The organism is Myxococcus sp. CA005, from assembly GCF_006518205.1.
Classification (GTDB): domain Bacteria; phylum Myxococcota; class Myxococcia; order Myxococcales; family Myxococcaceae; genus Myxococcus; species Myxococcus xanthus.
Window position 1 is genome coordinate 1 of the sequence record NZ_SRLV01000114.1, and the last position, 22368, is coordinate 22368.

Below are 22368 nucleotides of genomic sequence, written 5' to 3' on the forward strand. Positions count from 1 at the left end.
TTCCTGGGGGAGGGCGGGAACGGACGCGCGGACTGAGGCCACGTCAGTAGCCGACCGAGTTGAAGAGGAACGGATAGGTGATGATGACGACGCCACCCTTGGGGGAAGGGAACGTCCACGACTTCAGCTTGGAGAGGATGCAGGACTCGACGGAGGCATTGCGCAGCGTGGAGGACTTCGTCTTGGCGGCCACCACGCGGCCGTTCGCGCCGATGGTCCACTCCAGCACCACCTTGCCCGCAAGACCCGGGTCCTTGAGCAGCGCGCGCTCATAGCAGCCATGCACCTCGTGCAGGTTGCTGTTGATGACGCGCGCCACCGCTTCACGGTCCACCGTGCCCTGCGTGGAGGCGATGCTGCGGGCCGTGGCGCGGGTGACGGTGCCGCCCACCTTGCCCTTGCCCACGCCGCCCGCGCCCAGCGCGCCGATGCCGCCGCCGCCCTTGCCGCGCAAGAGCTCCGCGCCCAGCGTGGCGCCGCCGCCCTTGCCGCCGCCGCCCAGCCCGAAGGTGCCCAGGCCCGCGTTGGCGATGGGGGCCTTCCCGATGAGGCCGGACAGCTTGTAGTTGGAGTTCTTCGCGTTCTTGCTGCCGGGGCCACTGCCGAGCTTGTCCACGGCGGCGAGCAAATCGTTGGTGGCGGGGCCCGCGGCGGACAGCTTGGCCAGCGCCTTGAGCGCCTTGTTCTGCGGCGGCGTGGCGGCGGCCACCGCTTTCTCGGGCTGCTTCGGAGGCGGTGGCGCCTTCTCCACCGGCTTGGGTGGGGCCTTCTCCGCCACCTTCTCCTTGGTGGGCTTCTTCACCTTCTCCTGGAGGGCCTCCAGCTTCTTCTTCACCTCTTCCTTCTTCTTCGGCTCGGGCGCGATGAGGCGCAGCGCCACGGGCGGAAGGCTCTTGTGCTGGAAGTCCGCCACCTCCGGCTGGTCCGGCTTCATGACCAGGAACGCGGCCATGGCGGAGGCGAAGAGGCCCAGGCAGGTCAGCGTCAGCCAGGGCAGGCCCTTGAGCGGGTTGACGAAGACGCGCGCGGGCTTGGGTGCGGCGTAAGCCACCAGGGACATCTGTCCCTGCGTCAGGCGCGCGGCGGTGCCCTCGCGCAGCGTGAGGAAGCGGCGGCTGCCGTCGGACTCCAGGGCCGCGCCGGTGACGGGGGTGAAGCGGCCGTCACCGCCGCTCTTCTCCACGTCGGTGCCCGGCGGCACGAAGAGGCGGAAGGCGTTGTTGAGCGGCTCGGCCAGCGTGAAGGGCGCGCCCTCCGGCAGCGTGAAGCCCCACAGGGGCATGGCCCCCTCGAGGTCCAGCGAGGCCTGCACCGGCTTCTTCTTGTCCGGCGCGAAGCGGCGCGCGTCGCGGCGGATGGCGCCCCAGTACAGCTCCAGGTAGAGCTGCGCCGTGCCTTTGCCGGGCGCGATGCGCGGCGCATGCGTGGGCCGCGCCAGCGTGCGCTGCTCCTGCAGCAGCGGCCCCGTGGGCTCCGGGAGCGGATCGAGGGCGAGGTCCGCCATCAGCTCGTCCGCGAACTGCATGCCCGAGTTGGCCGCGGGGGCCGGCTCCGGCGCGGCCCGGCGGCGGACCGAGGGGACGGTGCTCGCCGGTACGCCCGCGGGAGCCTGCTGCGCTCCAGGCACGGGGATGACGGCGGGCTGCGCCTGCGGGAGTCCGTGCGCGTGGCCGCCAGCGGCGTGGACGGAGGCCTGCTGCGTCACGGGCGGAACCACGGCCACCGCGGGCACGGGCTGCGCGGGCGTGGGGTAGGCCAGTTGCGTCGCCACGTGGACGGGAGGAACCGCGGCCACCTGCTGTGGCACGCGCGCGGCGGGCATGGTGGCGGTGGACACGGGCGGGACCGCCGTGGCCGGACGGAGCTGCCGCGCGGGCGCGGCGGAGGGCGGCGGGGCCGCGGGCGCGGCGACCTGCGGTGGCGCCGCGAACGGCGTGGGCGCCTGGGCCGCGCCGAGCAGCGCGGCGACCTCGGGCGGCGGCTGCGGCTTGGCCTCCTGCGGCTTCTGCGACAACACGCGCGTCTTCAGGATGAAGGGGCCACAGAGGACCTCATCCACCGGCCGGATTTCACAGGCGGAGACGCGGTGGCCATTGACGAAGAGCCCCGTGCTGGAGCTCGCGTCCTGCACCGCCGCGCGGCCGTTCTGGAAGTAGAGCAGCGCGTGTCGCGGCTCCACGGACGGGTCATCCAGGCGCAGGTCGGAGGACGGATCCGAGCCGAGCGCATAGGTGCCCGGGACGAACACCTCGGTGCCCACGAGGAGACCGTCGCGGAGGATGACGACTTGCAAGACGCTGGGCTGGCCGCTCAACGGTGACGCTCCATTCAAGGGCTGGGGGGCGGTGCTGCCCTAGGGGTCGTACACCGTGGAGAGCGTTTCGGAGCGGAAGCTCTCGCGCTCGCGGATCATCGACCGCGTCTTCAGTTCCTTGCGGTCATAGAGGTACACGGCTCCGGACTTGTTCGTCTGTCCCTGGATGAGCCGGTCATCGAAGTCGATGCGCGCCGGGCCTCGCTGCGGCAGCGCGTTGGAGGAGGCCGTGGCCGCGTCGCCCGTCACGGGGTCTACTACGGACGAGCCCTTGGTCTCGATCTTCGGCGGCGTCTTGGAGGCCGCCTTCTTGGCGGCCTTGGACTTCGCCTGGCGCGAGGTACGGCCGCGGCTCTGGGCCCAGGCTTCGGCCGGAGCCACCAGCGTGCCGACGCCGAGAAGCTGGGCGACAGCCATGCAGAGGAGGAAGCGTCGCATCATCAACAGGTTAAGCGATGCGTGTACCGAGCTGTCAACGCACACTCCGGCACGCATGTGACGCCGTGCGCGCCCAGGTGTAGAGGGCACTCCACCCCATGTGGGGCGCGTCCACCACGGTGAGACGGGATGTTGCCGGGACGCTGGAAAGATGGCGTGCCGTGCTGCGTTCCGAGTTCGCCGGGCGGATGGGTCACCGAGACATGAATTCATCCCCTCACCGCGGGGGATGGGGGATGCTCCCGCGTGGATGCTACGGGCGCGGATGAGCAGGAATCGCAGGCGTGCGGTGCTGGCGGTGCTGACCGTGTCGATGGTCGCCACGGGCGTGGTGGTGCATCGGCTCCGTGAAACAGCCACACCCGCTCCGGTATCCGCCGCGGCGCGCCCTGTGTTGTCATCCGTGGGGCCTCGGCTCACGAGCAATGAGACATCCCAGCCGCTCTCCATCCAGGGGGAACGGCTGGTGCCGGGGCTGTCGCTGTCGCTGGGCCCTCCGCTGTCGCTGCGCCTGCCGTTGACGGTGGTGGATGCCACGCACGCCTATGCGCGGCTGCCCGCGGGGCTCGGGCTGCCAGAGGATGCGCCGCAAGCGGTGGTGGAGGCACGGCTCGTCGGGGCGGACGGCGCCGAGTCGGAGGGCTCGGCGCGGCTCACGGTGGTGAACGACGCGGCCTTCACCGACCTGACGGCGATGGTGCCCGCGCCGGATGGACGCACGCTCTTCATCACTTCGCCCTTCACCGACACGGTGTTCGCGCTGGAGGTCGACACCGGGCGCGTGTCGCGGCTGGCCACGGGAGACGGTCCCTCCGCGCTGGCGGCCTGGACGGATTCGGAAGGCCGGCCCTGGCTGGGCGTGGCGCACCGGTATCAGCCGGAGCTGTGGTTGTTCGCGCTGGACGCGCTGGACGCCGCGCCTCGGGTGCTGCCCGCGCCGCTGGGGGCGGAGGGGCTGACCGTGGATGGCCGAGCCGGCGTGGCCTTCGTGGCCGAGCGTGTGCGGGACCAGGTGCAGGCGCTGTCGCTGGCGGACGGGCGTGTGCGCTGGTCGGCGCCGGTGGACCCCAATCCTCGGGCGCTGGCGCGGTGGAGGGACCTGCTGGCGGTGGGCAGTCTCCAGACAGGGCAGATGGAGCTGCTGCGGCAGGAGGACGGGACGCTCGTCTCCACGGTGGCGCCGGGGCCGGGTGTGTCCATCGTCGGAGGGAACACCGAGCGCTTCCGCGAGCAGGTGATGGGTGGCAAGGCGCCGCGCTTCCTGGTGGCGAGCGAGCGGCTGGGGCACGTCTTCATGTCGAGCCTGGGGCCGAACGTGGGGCCCAATCCCCAGCGCATGGAGGTGAGCGCGAACAGCGGTGTGTCCGTGGTGGAGCCCTCGCGGGGCGGCTACGTGCGGCACCGGGGCTTCGGCGCGGGCGGCACGGAGGGGCTGGCGCTGGACGACGGCGCGGGACTCCTCTACGCGGCGGACGTGGGACTGGGGCTCGTGCGGGTGTTGGATGCGCGAGCGCTGGTGTCGGGGGACGCGCCCGCCCGGCGCGCGGTGCTCCAGGAGGTGGCGGTGGCGCCGCCCGACGGTACGCCGCGCATCCGGCCGCCAGAGGACTTCGGGGTCCGGGGCAGGGCGGGCGAGGAGCTCCATTCGGGCCCCAGCGCGCTGGCGCTGTCACCCGACGCGCGCACGCTGTACGTGCTCAATCGGTTCACCCGGACGGTGGCGGTGGTGGACGTGCGCGAGGCGAAGGCGGGCAAGGCGCGGGTGGTGCGTCAGCTTCCGGTGGAGACGTCTCGCGCGCAGGCCAAACGCCGGCTGGGGCAGGTCCTCTACTACGCGGACCTGGGACGCACGGGCATCACCTGTGACGGCTGCCACATCGAGGGCCACACGGGAGGCATCTTCTACGAGAAGACGCAGCCCAACCGCATCTACCGCTCCACGACGCTGCGAGGCAGCCGCGACACGCCGCCGTACTTCACCCCCGCCAGCCATGTCAGCCTCGTGGACACGGTGCGCTTCGTGGGCGCGCGCAACCGCTTCCGCAACCCGGACCTGTCGCCGTCGGAGGTGGAGGCGCTGGCCCTCTTCAACGCGCTCATCGTCACGCCGCCCAACCCCCATCGCGGCGAGGACGGCGCACCGTTGGAGACGGTGGCGTTGCCGGACGGGAGGGTGGGGCGCCCGGCGCGAGGGCGCGCGCTGTTCGAGGGCAAGGGCGCCTGTGCGACGTGTCACCCGGCGCCCCTCTATACGTTGGACCAGGACCTGGCCACGCGGGGCCGGTACCTCGAGGTGGGCACGCCGGTGGCGCTGCCGCTGAGATTGGAGCAACAGGACCTGGTGCCCGGCGCGGCGACGCCGTCCCTGGTGGGGGCGTGGGACGTGTGGCCCCTGCTGACGAGCGCCACCGCGGGCTATGGGGTGAAGGACAACCGGCTCGTGGTGGAGACGCGCTTCGCGCTGCGCGCGCTGCTGGAGACGTCAGGGCCCCAGCACGGCCACGCCAGCGCGCTGACGTCCGAGGAGCGCGATGACCTGCTGGCGTTCCTGCTCACGCTGTAGGCCGTCACCTGGCTGTCCATGCCCGGAGGACACCGGGAGTCACGGCGCCTCCGGGGGGCTCAGCGCCCGTTCCACGGGGGGCCGAATTGTCGGTCCGTGCTGTGTCACTTGCGCGGTGCTTACAGTCTTCGTGTCACCAGCGCTTGCGTTGTCACCGGGGCCTAAGGTGTAGAATCGGACTGATGCGCGCCCTCACGCGGTCCGTCTGGCTCATTCCCGTGCTCTTGCTGTCGTGTTCCGACGCGGGCCTCTACGCGCTCAATGGCCGTGGCCCTGGCGGGAAGGACCGCGCCAGCTTCGCCGGCACCGTCTGCGTGCCGCTCGCGGGCGGCGAGGCCTTTCCCACGAAGGTGATTTTCGCGCTCCAGGGCGGCGAAGGCGTCGAGCGCGAGGTGGTGGGTTACGCCAACGAGGCGCTGTCCACGCTCTCCAGCCGCTTCTCCGGTCCCTTCGTCCAGTTCGGCCTCGTCGCGTACCACACGGTGGCGACGGGCCTGCTGGGCCGCTTCTCGGATGCGTCCGACTTCCAGGCCGCGCTGCCGCGCTACGCCACCTACCAGGAGTCCGGCCCCGTGAGCGTCCGCGCCGCCCTGCGGCTGGCCAAGACGCTGCTGTCGGGCGACATGCAGACGTCCTGCCGCGGCGAGGTCGCCCGCACGCGCTACGTCATCGTCGTCGTGGTGCGAAGCCAGGACACCAGTTGCGCCAACCCGGCCTTCAACGTGGGGCTCGACTCGCGTTGCAGCGCGCTGGGCAACACGTCGGCGTGCAGCCAGTGTGAGCTCACCGCCGTCACCGGCGAAATCAAGGCGCTGGCCTCGCAGTTCAGCGCGGGCGAAGTGGTGGTGCAGCCCATCTACGTGCGCGGCGAGACGCCAGACCCCATCACCCGCCAGCACGTGGCCGCCATCGCCAACGCTGGCGGCACCGAGCCGCTGGAGACGGACGCGGCGGGTCTGTCGGGCACCCTCACCAACATCCAGTACGCCGCGCGGACCAACACCCTCAAGCTCAAGCGCTTCTTCGCCTACAACCGCAACGTGGTGGTGCGCGCCGGGCAGGTGCTCGTCGATAGCGACGGGGACGGCCTTCCCGACGAGGATGAGGCGTTGATGGGCACCGACCCCCTGCGCCAGGACACGGACCAGGACGGGTTGATGGACGGCGTCGAGGTCCGCATGGGCCTGGACCCGCTCCAGCCGGACGTCATCAACGGCTGCAACGTGTCCCTGGACGAGGACGGCGACCGGCTCAACACCTGCGAGGAGCGCGTGCTTGGCACCAACGCCTGCATCGGTGACACGGATGGGGACGCGCTTCCGGACCTGGTGGAGGCGCTGGTGATGACGAACCCGCTCATCCCCGAGGACCTGCTCGATACGGACCGCGACGGCATCACCAACGTGTCGGAGGTGGAGGCGCACGGAGACCCGCTCAGCGCCGACCTCGACTTCCACCGCGAGCGCGGCTACGGCTACGAATTGGTGGAGACCACGCCCACCGCGGACGGCCGCAGCTGCTACCAGGTGCGCGTGGAGAACGTCACCGTCGTCCCCACCCGCGAGCGGCCACACCCCTTCATCCCGGGCGAAGTCATCAAGGCGGGCACCAACGAGGTGTACCTCTACCTTCAGGCTGGCCGGGACAATGATCCACGGGGCGCGGGCATCGGCTCGCTCCTCATCCAGGAAATCCAATACAGCGAAGAGGGGGGCCGCCTGCCGGCGGGCATCATCCCCCTGGATCCCGATACCTTCATCCCGGGGACCTGAAGCCCTCCTTGGATGTGGGGTCCACCCCTCGCCCTCACTGGGGAGTTCCCCCCACACCTTTTGTTCGACGCGTCCCTGCTCGTGCCCAACTCACTGACATTCCAGGGCTTCCCCCAAGTGTCTGGTACGGATCGTTCCTTGCTAGGCGTCCGGCGTTGAAAGGAGTCACCATGACACGCGCTCGTTTCGCTTCAGCCCTCACGCTGGGGGCTTTCCTCGTCCTCGGCCCCACGGGGGCGCTGGCGCAGTCCAACAACAACCCCGACAACCCGGAGTGTCTGGGCGACCGGTGCGGCATGCCGCTGGAAGTCGGCGGTGGCTGTGGCTGCGGCGCGGGCGGCAGCGTGTGGGTCAACTACACGGACGACGGCGACACGCTGTCGTACACGGACGACGCGGACGGCGACGGCCGCGCGGATGACCGTGACAACTGTCCCTTCGTCTCCAACCGCGACCAGGCGGACGACGACGGCGACGACGTGGGCAACGCCTGCGACAACTGCGCCACGCTCTCCAACTTCCAGCAGCGCGACGCGGACGGCGACGGCATCGGCGACGACTGCGACCCGGACCAGGACAACGACGGCCGCGACAACGCGGAAGACAACTGCCCGCTGGTGCCCAACCCCGGCCAGGAGGACCTGGACGGTGATGGCCTGGGCGATGTCTGCGACCTGGACGACGACGGTGACGGCGTGCTGGACGGCGACGACAACTGCCCCCGCGTCTACAACCCCGACCAGGTCATCAAAGACGAAGAGGCTCACTTGTGCCGCGTGGATGCGGACAACGACAACATCTCCGACAGCAGCGACAACTGCCCGGGTGTGCCCAACCCCGACCAGCGGGATACGGACGGTGACGGCGTGGGCGACGCGTGCGACCCCGACATCGACGGCGACAGCGTGCTCAACACGCAGGACAACTGCCCCGCCGTCGAAAACCGCGACCAGCGCGACGACGACCGCGACGGCATTGGCGACGCGTGCGACACGCGCTACTGCCTGGTGACGAACCCCGAGCGCCCCGACGACTGCCTGGACCCGAAGTCGCCGTTCACCGTCAGCGCCGGTGGCCTGTTCCGCACGGACAAGGCCGGCATCACCATCCGTCCGCCGCTGTTCGCCAACCGCAACGGCGCGGCCATGGAGTACGAGTGGGTGGTGGTGAAGCGTCCCTCGGGTTCCATCTCGGTGGTGGAGCGTCCGCAGGGCGCCGTGACGCTCAGCCGCGACTGGCAGTACATGTACGTCGACGGCAGCGTGCCCACCTTCGTCCCGGACAAGAAGGGCGAGTACCAGCTCCAGCTGACCGCGCGCCTGGCCTTCTCCGACCGCGTCTTCCCGGACCAGCGCGTGTCCACCTCCACCCTCACGGTGCTCGTGGGGGATGAATCGGAGAAGGGCAACAACTGCAGCTCGGTGCCCGCCGGCTTCAGCGCCACCGCCCTGGGCGCTGCGCTGCTCAGCGTGCTGATGCGCCGCCGCCGTCCCCAGCAGTAACCTCGTCGTCCCCCTCCAGGAGGTCCCTTCCGCATGCGCCGCTTCGTTCGTACCTCGCTGCTCGCGGCGGGCCTCCTGGCTTCGGGCCTGTGGTCCTGTTCGGACGCCATGCTCGAATCGAGGGTGGATGCGCTCTCCAACCTCGATGACCGGCTGACGCTCCAGGGGCGGGTGTGCACGCGCCCGCCCAGCCCCTCCGGCTTCCCGGTGAAGGTGGTGGTGGTCATCGACGAGTCGGGCAGCATGTGCGTCTCCGACCCGCCGGGCGCGCAGCTCGACAACGGCTTCTGCCAGCGCCGGGAGATTCTGGACATCATCCCGGAGGGCGTCACCGAGCCCGCGCGCGTGCGCGCCCTCAAGCGGCTGGTTCAGCAGTTCCGGGAAGTGAATGCGCAGGGCGGCAACGTGCAGGTGTCCGTCGCTCCCTTTGAAACGAACGTGCGCAACGTCTGGCCGCCCACCACGACGGGGGACCGCTTCGCCCGGCCGGACAACAACATCGACAGCTACATCGAGGGCCTGCAGAGCCAGTTGGGCAAGGGCACCGACTACCAGGGCGCCCTGTCCTACGCCTACAGCCTCATTTCCAGCGACATCAACGCGGTGGCGCAGTCCAACCCGGAGCTGCTGCCGCGCACGCGCTACGTCGTCGTCTTCCTCACGGACGGCACGCCGTATCCGCGCTGCTCGGCCACCGACAACCTCAGCGTCTACGCCGACCCGGACAACCCGGACCTGACGTGGGCGGACTCGCTGCGTGACTTCTGCAACCTCACCAACACCACGGACCAGATTGACGGGTTCGAGGTGGGGACGGACCGCAACCAGAACTACCAGCTGTTCAGCTACGTGCGGCGGCTGATGGAGTTGAAGGACCAGTACAACGTGGGCGATTTGCGCATGCACACGGTGCTGCTCTTCAACCAGGAAGCGGTGCGGGCGTGTGGCCCCATCTGCCAGGACATCTACGGCGTGTACCCGGGCGTGGAGCCGGCGCGCTACCCGGAGGCCGCGAAGAAGATCGCCGCGTGGCTGCTGCGGCGCTTCGCGGACATCGGCAACGGCGTGTACCAGGAGTTCAACGACACGGGCGAAATCTCCAACCTGGGCCTGGGCGCGCTGGACTACTCGTCGTTCGCCTCGCGCAACGTGATGAAGACGTTGATGGTGGAGTCGCTCAGCTCCGCGCCGGGTGACACCGGCCGCGTGCTGGACAGTGATGGGGACGGGGTGCCGGATTCCATCGACAACAGCTTCACGCTGAAGACCAACACCTTCGTCGCGGACAGCGACGGCGACTGCCTGGATGACGGCTTCGAGTACCGCCGTGAGGACCAGGGCTTCCGCGCCGCCAATGATTTGGACGCGCGCGGGTGCAACCCGGCCTCGCCGCTGACGCCCAACTGCGTCTGCCGCGACACGGACGGTGACGGCCTGTCCCAGTTCGCCGAGGACTACCTGCGCACGCGCACCGGCATCGTGGACAGTGACGGAGACGGCGTGCCGGACGGCCTGGAAGCGCGCTGGGGGCTCAACCCGCTGGAGAACAGCGTGTCGGGCCTGGATACGGACGGTGACGGCATCCCGGACGCCCAGGAGTTGCGTGCGGGCAGTGACCCCACGCGCCGCGACAAGGCCTTCCATGAGCGCTTCGGCTACCAGTACGAGACGCGTATCGCGGAGGTCCGCCCCGACGGCAGCCTCTGCTACGACTTCACCGTGTCCAACCTGCAGCTCGTCACGCCGCCGGACCGCGCGGGCGTGAAGCAGGGCTACAACCTCTTCAAGGTGTGGTTCGCCGAGGCGCCGGAGAGTGGCGTGAGCACGGACTACGGCGTGTGGCGCACCGCCTGTGCCTGGGCGCAGTATGCGCCGCCCAGCGTGCGGGTCCCGGTGGGGCCCGAGCTGGTCTTCGAGGATGCTGACTTCCGCCGGCCCGACACCTTGAGCAACCCGTGGAACAACCAGAACGACTGTGTCGGAATCCCGCCCTCGGGGAGCGCCAATCCGTGAGCCGCGTTGTCCGAATCCTGGCGGGCGTCCTGGTGGCCGTGGCGATGGTGATGGCGTGTACGGATTCCTATCTGTACGACCCTCGCCGTGACACGGAAGTGCCGGTGGACCGGGCGGTGACATTGGAAGGCCGCTTCTGCACCGTGGGCAGCAATGAGGTGGTGCGGCCCATCAAGCTGGTGGTTGCCATGGACGCCTCGCAGTCCATGCGGGTGAGCGACCCGGACGGCGCGCGCGCCACCGCGCTGGTGGAGCTCATCCAGAACCTGCCCAGGGACCCCGAGGTGCACCTGGCGGTGATGCTCTTCGCGGGCAGCACCACGGCCTTCCTCACGCAGCAGCCGGGCAACCCGCCCCAGGACGGCTTCGTCCAGGTGTCCTCCATGGATGACGCCATGCTGCGGCGCCTGACTGAGCAGCTGCTCACCTTCCGCAACCCCGACACCTCGCCGAACCGGGACTCGACGGACTTCGTCAAGCCGCTGTCGGACATCTACTCGCTCATCAACACGGACATCGCGCGCAGCCGGCTGGACCCGGGCGGTGCGCAGGCGCTGGCGCAGGCGCGCTACTCCGTCATCTTCCTGTCGGACGGCAAGCCCACCAACGACCAGGATGACGAGCTGCTCCGGGGTGACGCGGTGGTGCGCATCCGCCAGTTGCGGGATTTGGTGGAGGACGTGCGCGTCAACACCGTGCACGTCTTCAACCCCACGCAGCCGGTGTCCTCGGTGTGCGACCTGTCTGGTGACGGGGGCTGCCCGCTGCTCATCATCAACCAGAACGCGGACCGGTTGGAGCAGATGGCGACGCTGGGCGGCGGCAACTTCCGCGACTTCCGCAACAACGAGCCCATCAACTTCCTGGACTTCACCTTCGGCCAGGTGCGCCGCGCCTTCATCGTGAAGGAGATGGTGGCCTTCAACTTCTCCGCGCCGCCGGGCAGCCCGGTGGGTGAGGCGGACTCGGACGGTGACGGCCTGACGGACGCGCGCGAGCTGGAGCTGGGCACGGACCCGCACAAGGTGGACACGGACGGGGACGGCTTCAGCGACGGCGTGGAGGTGTACTTCCGCGACCGCGGCGTGGACTTCAACCCCACGCAGGAGGCCCTGCCGGACGGCGGCGGGCTGGACCGCGGGTGTCCGCCGGCGCTGCGCGGCGTGGACTCGGACTGCGACGGCCTGCTGGACTGCGACGAGCAGTTCGTGGGCACCAACGCGACGCTGGCGGACAGTGACCGGGACGGCGTGCCGGACGGCATGGAGTGGCTGGGCGGCACGCAGGGCGCCAGCAACGACCTGGACGAGGACCCGGACAACGACGGGCTGACGAACCGCGTGGAGCTGCGGATGCACACCCGTCCGCTGGTGGTGGACACCGCGGACCTGTCGGTGAATGGCTATCGCTACGCCTTCGAGGCGGACGGCCCGCCGGACAACCTGGGCCGCCAGTGCTACCGCTTCCGCGTGGAGAACGTCCTGCTGGCCCCCACGATGGCGTCCGCGGACGACGCGGGCGTGGTGCAACGCGGGGCGGGCTTCAATGACATCGCGTTGTCCGTGGCCATGGTGCCCGGAGACGACCCCACCGCCCGGACGCTTGTCCGCACCTTCCGCGTGAATGACGTGCGCTACCCGGTGGGCGGCATCAAGTCGCCCGCCGATGGCGTCATCCGCGTGGAACCCGAGCAGCTCGTCGACGGCTGCCCCGGCCGCCCCGACGACGTGCCCCCGACGCCTTGAGAACCGACGCCATGCCCACCTCTGTCCGTCTGTTGCCGTTCGCGTTGCTCGTCCTCGCCGCCTGTTCGTCTGGAGGAGGCGAGACACCAGACGCGGGGACTCCCGTGGTGGAGGACCTGTGCAATTCGCGCGAAGAGGCGCTGACGCGGCCCGAGTGCGAGCTCAAGCCGGGCGAGCCGCTGGAGCGCTTCCTGGCGCTGGACAGCGAGCCGCGCGCTGGTGACCAGGACTGGTACCGCATTGTCCTGCCGCCCGGCACCAACGCCCGCACGCTGCTGAACGTCAACGGGACGTACCTGGCGTCCAGCACCGCGGTGAATCTGTCCGTCACCATCCTGGGGCCGCTGCCGGACGGGAAGGAGGGCTCGCTGGCGAGGAAAGAGGACAAGCACGCCCAGGGCGCGCCCCGTCCGGTGGACATCGTGTTGCCGCTGCGCGACGGGCTGGAGAACCAGACGCTGCTGGTGCTGGTGCAGGACGCGCCAGACGTGCCGTCCCGGCCCAACTTCGACGCGCGCAACAAGTACCGGTTGACGGTGCGCATCGACCAGAACCCGGACGCGCAGGAGCCCAACGACACGCACGAGACGGCCACGCCGCTGGTGCTGACGCAGTCTGGGGAGATGCTGATGGGCGCCTCCACCGGCTATCTGGCCACGGACAATGACGTGGACCACTATGCCTTCGACCTGGCGGAGGGGAAGATTGCCTACGTGCACGTCACCGCGCCCGACCTGGACGCCGTGCCCAACTGGCGCCTGTCCTACGAGCTGTGGCGCCCGGGCTTCACGGAGAAGGAGGACGAAGGCGTGGTGCTGCCCCAGGTGCGCGGCGGCGAGCTGGCCACCGCGCGCAAAATCAAGAAGGCGGAGCTCCCCGGCCACTGGACGCTGGTGGTGAAGGGCTACCGCGGCACCAATGACCGGGACACGGCCCAGGGCGACCTCACGCAGCCCTACGAGGTGGAGGTGCGCGTGCTGGAGGAGGAGGACGCGCAGGACCGCACCGCGCCGGGCAATGACCGCGCGCAGGAGGCCACCACGCGCAACCTCGTCAGCGCCACGCCCGGCGGCGCCGGCTCGTCTGTCTCCTTCACCGGCCGCCTGGGCTACATCCCCGACCGGGACTGGTACTCGGTGCGGCTGCCGGCCTTCAGCACCCCCACGCTGCTGCGCTACCGGCTGGTGCCGCTGGAGACGGGGGGCCGCTTCCCCGCGATGCCGGTAACGGCCTCGCGCGTGGTGCACGTGTTCACCCTGATCGCCACCGGGGGTCCCCTGAGCGAGTCGCGGGAGAGCTGCGCCACCGACGCCGCCGTCTGCCCGCGCGACTTCTCGGAGAATCCCGACGCCCGGGGCCTGGTGGATCGCTTCTGCCGGCGCACGGATTTGCCCGCGCCCATGTGTCTGCACTCGTCTCGCGAGGAGGCCGTGGGCAACTCGCGCTTCACCGCCCTGAGCAACTTCCGGGGGGTCATCCCGGTTCCGGCGCATGACGCCGCGCTGATGTACTACTTCCTGGTGCAGGACAACGGCTCGTGGGTCGACGACAAGGACTACCGCCTGGAGGTGAGCTGGGATGTGGAGGACGCGGACGAGCTGTCTCGCTACGTCAATGGCGCGGAGGCGCCGTTGGCGCGGACGCTCGCGTCCACCACGGCCTTCCCGTCGCCGCCCGACACGGCGGAGTTCTCCGTCACGGGCCAGCTGTCGCACGGCCACGGCCGGCTGCGCAGCGGCACGGACCGCATCAACGGGCTCGGGGTGCGTGGCCCGCTGGACTACGACGCCGTGCCTTCCGACGTGGACTCGTACGTGTTCGACCTGCCCTCGGTGCCTCCGCCGGAGGACCGGACGTGGCTGCTCCAGTGGGAGGTGGCGAAGCTGGCCGACGGTGGCACGCCGCACGGCCTGGCGCTGGACCTCACCTTCTGTGACGGCGATGCGACGGACGCCGGTGTCGGCACCTGCACGCCGGTGCGCACGGGCAACCGGGGGCCGCTGACGTTGGGCTACCGCTCGGACGCGCTGCGCGCCTGGCACACGCCGTCCAACGCGGGCACCAGCAGCCTGCAGTCGCTCTACCAGTTGGAGGACCGTCCCAACTCCACCGTCGTCACCCTGGCGCCCTATGCCTGCGGCTGCCTGGAGCGGCGCTTCATCCGCGGCGGCACCCTGCGCGTGGACGTGACGGCGTCGGAGCGGCTGGACTACGAGCGGGTGAACTACACGCTGCGCACCGGCCACGGGGACTATCCGCAGAGCTACCCGGTGGACGGCGGGACGACGGTGTCGTGCCCGGTCGTCACCGACGGTGGGACGACGCCGGACGGAGATGGCGGCGTCATCCAGAACTACGCCGGGGGCTGCAACTTCACCTACCAGCCATGAGGCGGGTGGCGTCAGGGCGGGAGCGCTGGCTCCCGCCCGTCACGCGGTGGTCCGCGAGGACTTCAGGGCGCGACGCCCAGCCCGTTGAGGGTGATGACCTGCTGGGCGGCGTTGGCGGCATTGGATTCGATGGTAATCGTGCCGTTGTATTCCACGTCATCGGTGGGCATGAACGCCACCGTCAGGTAGGCGCGGTCATACGTCTCCAACCGCAGCGGCGTGCCTGGGGTGAAGCCTTCGGGAAGCTGGAGGGTGAAGACGCTCGGCGCCGACAGGGTGATGGCGGTGATGTCCAGCGGGTCCAGGCCGCGGTTCTGGATGGCCAGCGAGTTGTAGGCCGTCTGCCCGACGTAGGTGCCGTGGTTGAACTCGCGGTTGAACGTCAGCGCCGCGCGGTCGATGAAGAGTGTGGGCGCCTGGGGAAGCTCCGTCTCCTCCCCACAGCCAGCCAGGGCGAAGAAGATGATGGGGAGCCAACGGGTACGCAGTCGCATGGACATACACGCCTCGCATGAGGGTCTGAAGATGACGCCGGTTGTAACAGTGTTTGGCCGCAAGGCCCAGGCAGCAGCGGTGCTGCTTTTTGCGTCGCTTTGGGGTGCCTGCGACGGCACGCGCGAGGACTTCATCGGCGCGCGTGTGAAGGACACCTGCGGCGCGGCCTGGCCTGTGTGCGACCGCGTGGCGGGCTGTATTCTCGGCTCGGAAAGTTATTCGGAAGGCCGCTTCCCTGGCCGGCAGCAGCTCATCGTCCAGTTGAAGGAAGCCTCCACCGTGAAGGTGAGTCTCTTCCTGGAGGACGTCACCGCGGCGGGAAGTGAAACCGTGATGCTCTTCCATGAAGAGGGCTGCCGGGCGCGCATCCGCCGGGCCACGGAAGGGCGCGCGGTGTTGGATGTGATGGAGCGACAGGGCTCCTTCACCGAGGAGGCGGAGCTCACCGGCGTGGGCGACCACCTCATCGAGTTCGAGTCCGACATGCAGGCGCGCTACATCATCAAGGTGGACGTGACGCCGCTGCGCAATCGCTAGCGTCAGCCCTTGAGCTTGCGCACCAGGTGGTCCGCCACGCGGAAGCTGTTGGCGCTGATGGTGAGCGTGGACGGCACGCTGCCGCCGGTGGGCATGAAGCTGCCGTCCACCACGTAGAGGTTGGGCACCTCGTGGGCGCGGCAGTCGCGGTCCAGCACGGAGGTCGCCGCGTCGTCGCCGAAGCGGCAGGTGCCGTGCTGGAGGATGGACGTCTCCCCGGTGGTGGTGCCGCGGCGGACGTCATCCGGGTCCAGGCGCAGGAGGACCTCCTCTCCGCGCTCCACCAGGAAGCGCGTGGCCGCCAGGTCCATGGGGTGCCGGTCCACGGTGATGGCCGCCACGGGGATGCCGTAGCGGTCCTTCACGCTGTCCTCCACGCTGACGTAGGTGCCGGCGGTGGGGAGGAACTCGGCGTAGACCTCGAACTGGAGGATGCGTGAGTCGCGGTACTCCCGCATCTTGTCCTTCAACGCCTTGCCGAAGAGGGCCTTCTCGCCCTTGCCCGCCAGCCCCACTGCCGCGTGGATGGGATTGGGGTGGGCCCACATGAAGCCCAGCGTGCCGCCCTTGCGGAAGCCGAACTGGGCGTCGGGCATCAGGTAGAAGTCCTGGAGGCTGCGGTTGACGAAGGGAGATGGGTCCTTCAGCCACGGCCGCGCGGCGGACTGCTTCGACAGGCGGAAGGTGGCGTGGGATTCGCCGAACGAGCTGAAGGTGAGGTTGCGCCCCACCAGTCCGTTGCCGTTGGCCAGGCCTTTCGGGAAGCGGCTGGAGGTGGAGTTGAGCAGCAGGCGCGCGCTCTCCACGGCGGTGCAGGACACGACGATGACCTTCGCCGGCTGCTCGCGCGTCACGCCGTCTGCGTCGAGGTAGACGACGCCCCGCGCGCGGCCCTGCTTGTCCACCTCCACCGTGCGCGCCATGCAGCCGGGGCGCAGGTCCACGTTGCCGGTGGCCACGGCGGCGGGGATGAGGCTGGCGTTGGTGCCGCTCTTTGCGCCCGTCTCGCAGCCGTAGCTGCCGCACAGCGCGCAGTATGAGCACGGCGCGCGGCCCCGGTAGGGCTTGCTGATGATTCCGCGCGCGGTGGGCAGGGAATGCCAGCCCATGGCGCCGCACGCCTTGTCGATTTCCTTCGCCACCGGATGCACGTCCAGCGGCGGCAGCGGGTAGGGGCCACTGCGCGGCTCGGCGAAGGGGTGGGGGACGGACTCGCCGGACACGCCCAGCTCCGCCTCGGCCTTGTCGTAGAAGGGCGCCAGCTCCTCGTAGGAGATGGGCCAGTCCGCCACGGTGCTGCCGGGCACGGCGCCCAGCGTGGAGCGCAGCCGGAAGTCCACCGGCTTGAGCCGGTAGAAGAAGCCGCTCATGTGGACGGTGCCGCCGCCCACGCAGTTGGCCGTCCACGCCGCGCTCGTCTTCTCGTAGCGGCCCTTCGCGCCCTGGCGCACCAGGTGCGGCTCCTCCCACGGCACCGGCATGAAGAAGTTCCGGCGGCTGTTCAGGATTTCGTCGTGGATGAAGTCCTTGGGCTGGTAGTGCGGGCCCTTCTCCAGCACCACCACCTTGAAGCCCGCGCGGCCCAGCTCCAGCGCCATGGGCGCGCCGCCCGCGCCGCTGCCGATGATGCAGACGTCCACCTCGGGCAGGCTCATCGGTGGACCCCACACTCACGTAGGCACTTGGGCCCGTCGTAGCCTTCCGGCGGCGCGGAGGCGACGGTGCCCACGGTGTCGAAGCCCATCAGCCGCCAGCCCACCTTGCCCTGGTTGCCGCCGTAGGACGGGTCCCCGAGGAAGCCCTCCAGCGTCATCACCGTCAGCAGCTCGAAGAAGTGCGCCTCGCCGCTGCGGGGCGGGCTGTCCTTGAAGAGGGTGAGCAGTTCGTCCTGCTGCTCGGCCGTCAGGGCGGCGAAGCCCTTCTGGTGCATGCGCTGGGCGCGGCGCTCCAGGGCCGCCACGCCAGAGAGGAAGTCCTCGCGCACGGGCTCCAGCTCAGGTGTCTGGAGGATGCGGTCGATGTAGACGGGGACATTCGCATCGAGGGCGCCCGGGTCTTCGTCTCGCGGGAGGATGCGCTCGGTGGCGGCGGCCACCACCGCGTATTCGAAGGAGGAGAAGGTGCGCGGGGCCTGGCCGTCCTGCTTCGCCGCCAGGGGACCTGTGTCCGCGGGGGGCGTCTTCTCTTGGGATTCGGAGGAGCGCTTGCAGGCGGGGCCGAGCAACACCACGCCTCCGCCCAGGAAGGTCAGCCGCTGGATGAGGGAGCGCCGGGACAGGCGCCCCCGATTGGAATGCGCACGTGTCATACGGCGCGCGAGCCTAGCGCACGCAGGCGCTTCGCGCTGGCTTCATGAAACATGCGCGGTGGCTCCCCGCCGCGCGGCGCTGGCGTAGGATGCCGCCACGACGTGCAGGGCCGACAACACACGAGGAGTGGCACATGAAACGGCATGCCTGGGCTCTGGGCCTGGTGCTCGCGCTGGGGTGTGGCAAGGACAGCAACCCGACGCCCCCTGACGCGGGCGGTAACCCCGACGGCGGTCCGATCGACACCTCGCCCTTCGCGAAGTTCGTGGTGGATTCGAGCGAGGGACAGTTCGACCCCATCTCCTCCATCGCCATGGCCGTGGGTCCGCAGGACCGCATCGGCATGGCGTACTTCGTCCGCAACGGGACGATGCGGGAGAATGTGGAGAACATGGACCTGATGTACCGCGAGTTCAACGGCGGGCAGCTCGGCGCCGCGGAGCGCATCGCCACCGTGCAGCGCGTGTACGGTGTGTCCGTGGCCTTCGGGCCGGACGGTCAGCCGGTGGTGACGTACCTGGGCGGCGACCGGGAAGATCCCTCGTCGTTCTGGTTCCAGAGCGACCTGGCGGTGTCGTATCGCAGCGCCTCCGGTGCGTGGACAGAGCGCATCGTCGTGCGGCAATCGAATGAGGCGCAGCCCGTCAATCCCGCGATGGACGTGGGCTTCCTGGTGGGGCTCAACCCCGCCATCGTCTTCAACGGGAGCGAGGCGATCGTCGCCTACCGGGATGGGAAAAACGGGCAGTACGAGCGACAAGACTTCCAGTCCAGTGACCTGGAGATTGCCAGCGGCGGGCCCACGAACTGGCAGCGCCGAGTCGCGGTGGCCTCCGGTGATACCAAGATGGGTTACGGTGGGCACATCTCCATGGTGATGGCGGGGACCCAGCCAGCTCTGGTGCACGACAAGGCGCCAGAGGCCGCGCAGGCCACCGGCACGGACGTGCACTTCCAGCGGCGCAATGCGGACGGGCTCACGTGGTCGCCGGTGGTGCGCGTGCAGGCCGTTCCGAATACGCAGCTCGGGGCCTCGCTCGCGTATGACTCGGTCGAGGGGTTCGGCGTCGCCGTGCTGAACCGGAACTCGAACACGTTGACGTTCACGGAATGCGCTGACGCCTCCGCGACATCCTGCACGTCCGAGCGGGACTGGTCCATGCCGGACCCCGTGTTCAACAACGGCACGGGCGGCTGGTATCCGTCGCTGGCCTTCGACCCGGTCCACCATGAGCCGTCCATCGCCTTCTACATCTGCGCCGCCGAGTCCGGCCGCAATGACACGAGCTGCAACCCGAACGACGACGCGTTGGTCATCTCCACGCGCATCCAGGGCATCTGGCGGGAGACGCTGGTGGACGCCGGCGGTGGCTGGTCGCCGAAGCTGGCGTACCTCTCCAGTGGCAAGCGCGTCGTCCTGTACCGGGCGCCGGTGGTGGCGCAGGACAAGGGCGTGCTGAAGCTCGCGGTGGAGCGATGACGCCCGCGGCCCGCACGCTCGCTGCCGTGAGCTTGTCGGCCCTGATGGCCGGGGCGGGGCTGGCCGCGTGCGGCCTCGCGGACAACTCGCTGGGCGGCAGCGTGTCCGAGCTCTTCCCGCTGGAGGTGTCCCGCGTGGAGGTGCTGCGCAACGCGGAGGCGTTCCAGGTCAGCTACTACCGGAACAATGATTTGGACGTGGACCTGGTCGTCCGCCTCACCGTGTCCACGGAAGGGCTGGACCTGCGTCCCGGGACAAAGGTGAACCTCGCTGGCACCACGCCGTCGGGACAGGCGCGGGCCACGGTGGTGCACCTCAACGCGGGCGAGCCCGCGCGCGTCTTCGGGCCGGTGAACAAGGGCGACTTGCAGTTGGAGTCTGGAGGCAACCCGGGCGAGCCCACGCGCGGAGACTTCTCCATGTCCTTCAGCCGGGGTGATGGCTTTGGCGCTGGCCGCAACCTGGAGGGGACGTTCTCCGTGGTGGCGCAGGATGCGAGCTTCGGCCCGGACCCGGGCCAGTTGCTTGACGGCGGCGTTCCTCCCGACGCGGGCACGCCTCCCGAATAGCGGGAGGGGCCAGAGCGCGTCAGGCAGGCTGCTGTTCGGAAATGTCGGGGGTTTGGGTGCCGCGAATGTCCCGACATTTCCGAACAGTGAGCTGCGGACGTGCTGACTACTGGGCCACGCAGGTGTTGCTGGCCAGGCCCTGGGACACGGAGGCCTGGGCCACGGCGTGCTGCGCGAGCGCCTGCGCGCCACCCTCTTCGTACACGCGGCGGGCCACGGCCAGCGCGTCACGGGCGTGGACCGTCAGCGTGGTTCCGGCGGCATCCGTCACCGCCACCGCGCCGTCCGTCGCCTCCTGGGCCTGGATGAGCATGGCGCCGGCGTCGTCGCGGACCACCATGCCGTCCTCGAGCGGCTCGAAGTAGCGGACCATCGTCTCCTGGCCCTCGCGCGCCAGCTCCATGCGCATGACGCCCGTCTCCACGTCACGCGACAGGCGCAGCGTGTCGGTGGGGCTCAGCTTGACGATGCGGGTGGTCTCCGGCGCGCCGTCGATGCTGGCGACGGGGTTGCTGCCCGTCCAGAACTCGATGCTGTTGATGACGATGGCGTCGATGAACGCGCCCAGCCCGTAGACGGGGATGATGGTGAGCACGAGGAACATCAGCCACTGCACGAACTTGTTGCCGGAGATGTTCTTGTTGAAGTTCCAGATCTTCTGCGTGAGCTGGAACTGGCCGAAGCAGCCGGTGGCGTGCATGGACATGAAACCGGCGAACATCATGGCGAGCCAGGGGGACGGACGCTTCATTCTTTGACGTCTCCTAGAGGGGGGAGGCTTGACTCCCAGTGCGCCGCGAACATGCCACGGCTCGCACGGGTGTCACGAGTCCCTTCCACACTCCGTCCGCTGTTTGCCAGTCCGCCGCGCCAGACGCCTGCGGGTGCCTCAGTCCGTCTCGCTCTGAACGAGTCCGTACTTGTGGAGCAGCGAGTACAGGTGCTTCCGGTCCAGCTCGGCCTCGCGGGCGGCGCGGGCGATGTTGCCTTTGGCGCGGCCCAACAGCCGGGTGAGGTACTCGCGCTCGAAGGCGCGGATGAGCTCGTCCTTGCAGACCTTGAAGGGGCCGGTGAACTCCACCGGCAGGGAGTCCCCGGCGGCGGCGGGGGCCTCGCGGGTGAACTCGCGCAGCAGGGTGTCCCCGGCCAGCTCCGGAATGTCCACCATGTGCCGGGCGCGCTCCAGGGCGTTGCGCAATTCGCGCACGTTGCCCGGCCAGGTGTGCCCGGTGAACTGCTCGCGAATCTTCTCCGGCAGCCGGGGCCACAGGCCTTCGCCCGCGAAGGCATCCACCAGCAGGGGGATGTCCTCCTTGCGGTCTCTGAGCGAGGGCAGGCTGACGGTGAAGACGGAGAGGCGGAAGTAGAGGTCCTCGCGGAAGCGGCCCGCCTGCGTCTCCGCCCACAAGTCCTTCTTGCTGGCGACGATGATGCGCGCGTCGAAGGAGATGGGGGATGAGGCGCCGAGCCGGCGAAACTCCCGGTCCTCGATGGCGCGCAGCAGCTTGGGCTGCAGGTCCAGGGCGAGGTCGTCGATTTCGTCCAGGAAGAGGGTGCCGCCGTTGGCGCGCTCCAGGCAGCCGATGCGCTGGCTCACCGCGCCGGTGAAGGCGCCCTTCTCATGGCCGAACAGCTCGCTCTCGATGAGGGAGTCGGACACGCTGGCGCAGTCGAAGACGACGAGCGGCCCGCCCGCGCGGGGGCTGAGCTTGTGGGTGGCCTTGGCGGCGGCACCCTTGCCGGAGCCCGTCTCACCGACCAGCAGCACGGTGGAGTCGGTGGGCGCGATGCGCTGGAGCAGCGCGAAAATCTGCCGCATGGGCAGGCTGCGGCCCACCAGGTCGCCCAGCCGGTCCTCCAGGATGGGCTCGACCTGGACCGGGGAGACCTGGGGACTGAAGCGCAGCCGGACGTCGCCGACCTCCAGCAGGGCGCCGGGGCGGAGGAAGGCCTCGCGCACCTGGGCACCGTCCAGGAAGGTGCCGTTGGTGGAGCCCAGGTCCTGCACGAGGAAGCGGTCCCCCTGGCGGCGCACCACCAGGTGGTTGCGGCTCACGGTGGGGTGGTCGATGACGACGTCATTGTCCGGGGCCTTGCCCACGCGGAGGGCTTCATTGGCCAGGGGGAAGACGGTGCCGGCGCGCTCGGTGTCCAGCAGGACGAGGTGGAAGAGCTGGGCGGAGAGCCGTTCCCCTTGAGTCCGTGCGCCAATGACGGTGTGAGAGGGGATGGGTGCGGGGG

At 69.7% G+C, this 22368-nt stretch carries 16 protein-coding genes; 9 read left to right on the forward strand and 7 right to left on the reverse strand.

What is annotated here, in order from left to right:
- Nucleotides 1-43: 43 nt before the first annotated feature.
- Both FMQ63_RS33085 and FMQ63_RS33090 read right to left on the reverse strand, forming a co-directional pair.
- Nucleotides 44-2314, reverse strand: a complete 2271-nt coding sequence (locus FMQ63_RS33085; RefSeq protein WP_020480676.1) for an AgmX/PglI C-terminal domain-containing protein — start codon at nt 2312-2314, stop codon at nt 44-46.
- Between the two features lie 39 nt (nt 2315-2353).
- Nucleotides 2354-2731, reverse strand: a complete 378-nt coding sequence (locus tag FMQ63_RS33090) for a hypothetical protein (RefSeq protein WP_228556538.1) — start codon at nt 2729-2731, stop codon at nt 2354-2356.
- Nucleotides 2732-2852: 121 nt separating this feature from the next.
- On the opposite strand from FMQ63_RS33090, the gene FMQ63_RS33095 reads away from it, so the two are divergent.
- The 6 genes from FMQ63_RS33095 (at nt 2853) to FMQ63_RS33120 (ending at nt 14737) form a co-directional block, all read left to right on the forward strand.
- Nucleotides 2853-5315, forward strand: coding sequence for a hypothetical protein (locus FMQ63_RS33095; RefSeq protein ID WP_011551449.1), 2463 nt, complete (start codon nt 2853-2855; stop codon nt 5313-5315).
- Between the two features lie 182 nt (nt 5316-5497).
- Nucleotides 5498-7087 carry a thrombospondin type 3 repeat-containing protein gene (locus FMQ63_RS33100; RefSeq protein WP_026113838.1) on the forward strand — a complete coding sequence of 530 codons (1590 nt, stop codon included), beginning with the start codon at nt 5498-5500 and terminating at the stop codon, nt 7085-7087.
- Nucleotides 7088-7257: 170 nt separating this feature from the next.
- Entirely contained in the window at nt 7258-8589 is a 1332-nt protein-coding gene (locus FMQ63_RS33105; RefSeq protein WP_026113837.1) for a thrombospondin type 3 repeat-containing protein, read from the forward strand.
- A 33-nt stretch (nt 8590-8622) separates the two neighbouring features.
- A complete protein-coding gene (locus FMQ63_RS33110) occupies nt 8623-10602 on the forward strand; it encodes a vWA domain-containing protein (protein WP_011551452.1) in 1980 nt (659 codons plus the stop codon).
- Entirely contained in the window at nt 10599-12347 is a 1749-nt protein-coding gene (locus FMQ63_RS33115; RefSeq protein WP_011551453.1) for a vWA domain-containing protein, read from the forward strand. The genes FMQ63_RS33110 and FMQ63_RS33115 overlap by 4 nt, the downstream gene beginning before the upstream one ends.
- An 11-nt stretch (nt 12348-12358) precedes the next feature.
- Nucleotides 12359-14737: a hypothetical protein gene (locus FMQ63_RS33120; protein WP_026113836.1), complete on the forward strand. Its 2379-nt coding sequence runs from the start codon at nt 12359-12361 to the stop codon at nt 14735-14737.
- A gap of 62 nt (nt 14738-14799) precedes the next feature.
- Here the strand turns inward: FMQ63_RS33120 and FMQ63_RS33125 are convergent, their stop codons facing one another.
- Nucleotides 14800-15231 carry a hypothetical protein gene (locus tag FMQ63_RS33125; RefSeq protein WP_198512980.1) on the reverse strand — a complete coding sequence of 144 codons (432 nt, stop codon included), beginning with the start codon at nt 15229-15231 and terminating at the stop codon, nt 14800-14802.
- Nucleotides 15232-15262: 31 nt separating this feature from the next.
- Here FMQ63_RS33125 and FMQ63_RS33130 point away from each other — a divergent pair, with 31 nt between their 5' ends.
- A complete protein-coding gene (locus tag FMQ63_RS33130; RefSeq protein WP_225909778.1) occupies nt 15263-15769 on the forward strand; it encodes a hypothetical protein in 507 nt (168 codons plus the stop codon).
- A 2-nt stretch (nt 15770-15771) separates the two neighbouring features.
- Here FMQ63_RS33130 and FMQ63_RS33135 read toward each other — a convergent pair whose 3' ends face one another.
- Nucleotides 15772-17424, reverse strand: coding sequence for a GMC family oxidoreductase (locus tag FMQ63_RS33135; protein ID WP_011551457.1), 1653 nt, complete (start codon nt 17422-17424; stop codon nt 15772-15774).
- A complete protein-coding gene (locus tag FMQ63_RS33140; protein ID WP_011551458.1) occupies nt 17421-18077 on the reverse strand; it encodes a gluconate 2-dehydrogenase subunit 3 family protein in 657 nt (218 codons plus the stop codon). The genes FMQ63_RS33135 and FMQ63_RS33140 overlap by 4 nt, the downstream gene beginning before the upstream one ends.
- A gap of 134 nt (nt 18078-18211) precedes the next feature.
- On the opposite strand from FMQ63_RS33140, the gene FMQ63_RS33145 reads away from it, so the two are divergent.
- Nucleotides 18212-19558, forward strand: coding sequence for a hypothetical protein (locus FMQ63_RS33145; protein ID WP_011551459.1), 1347 nt, complete (start codon nt 18212-18214; stop codon nt 19556-19558).
- Nucleotides 19555-20127, forward strand: a complete 573-nt coding sequence (locus tag FMQ63_RS33150; protein ID WP_011551460.1) for a hypothetical protein — start codon at nt 19555-19557, stop codon at nt 20125-20127. The genes FMQ63_RS33145 and FMQ63_RS33150 overlap by 4 nt, the downstream gene beginning before the upstream one ends.
- Nucleotides 20128-20233: 106 nt before the next feature.
- On the opposite strand, the gene FMQ63_RS33155 is transcribed toward FMQ63_RS33150, so the two are convergent.
- Nucleotides 20234-20878, reverse strand: a complete 645-nt coding sequence (locus tag FMQ63_RS33155) for a DUF3332 domain-containing protein (RefSeq protein ID WP_011551461.1) — start codon at nt 20876-20878, stop codon at nt 20234-20236.
- 138 nt (nt 20879-21016) lie between these two features.
- Nucleotides 21017-22368: sigma 54-interacting transcriptional regulator (locus FMQ63_RS33160; protein WP_141254599.1), on the reverse strand; the 1352-nt coding region annotated here is incomplete at its 5' end.

What these genes read in the sequence shown, in the direction of transcription:
- FMQ63_RS33105 (WP_026113837.1), top strand. Translation starts at nt 7,258, where the DNA reads ATGACACGCGCTCGTTTCGCTTCAGCCCTCACGCTGGGGGCTTTCCTC.
- FMQ63_RS33145 (WP_011551459.1), top strand. Translation starts at nt 18,212, where the DNA reads ATGAAACGGCATGCCTGGGCTCTGGGCCTGGTGCTCGCGCTGGGGTGT.
- FMQ63_RS33125 (WP_198512980.1), bottom strand. Translation starts at nt 15,231, where the DNA reads ATGCGACTGCGTACCCGTTGGCTCCCCATCATCTTCTTCGCCCTGGCT.
- FMQ63_RS33130 (WP_225909778.1), top strand. Translation starts at nt 15,263, where the DNA reads ATGACGCCGGTTGTAACAGTGTTTGGCCGCAAGGCCCAGGCAGCAGCG.
- FMQ63_RS33150 (WP_011551460.1), top strand. Translation starts at nt 19,555, where the DNA reads ATGACGCCCGCGGCCCGCACGCTCGCTGCCGTGAGCTTGTCGGCCCTG.
- FMQ63_RS33110 (WP_011551452.1), top strand. Translation starts at nt 8,623, where the DNA reads ATGCGCCGCTTCGTTCGTACCTCGCTGCTCGCGGCGGGCCTCCTGGCT.
- FMQ63_RS33100 (WP_026113838.1), top strand. Translation starts at nt 5,498, where the DNA reads ATGCGCGCCCTCACGCGGTCCGTCTGGCTCATTCCCGTGCTCTTGCTG.
- FMQ63_RS33090 (WP_228556538.1), bottom strand. Translation starts at nt 2,731, where the DNA reads ATGGCTGTCGCCCAGCTTCTCGGCGTCGGCACGCTGGTGGCTCCGGCC.
- FMQ63_RS33120 (WP_026113836.1), top strand. Translation starts at nt 12,359, where the DNA reads ATGCCCACCTCTGTCCGTCTGTTGCCGTTCGCGTTGCTCGTCCTCGCC.
- FMQ63_RS33155 (WP_011551461.1), bottom strand. Translation starts at nt 20,878, where the DNA reads ATGAAGCGTCCGTCCCCCTGGCTCGCCATGATGTTCGCCGGTTTCATG.
- FMQ63_RS33140 (WP_011551458.1), bottom strand. Translation starts at nt 18,077, where the DNA reads ATGACACGTGCGCATTCCAATCGGGGGCGCCTGTCCCGGCGCTCCCTC.
- FMQ63_RS33135 (WP_011551457.1), bottom strand. Translation starts at nt 17,424, where the DNA reads ATGAGCCTGCCCGAGGTGGACGTCTGCATCATCGGCAGCGGCGCGGGC.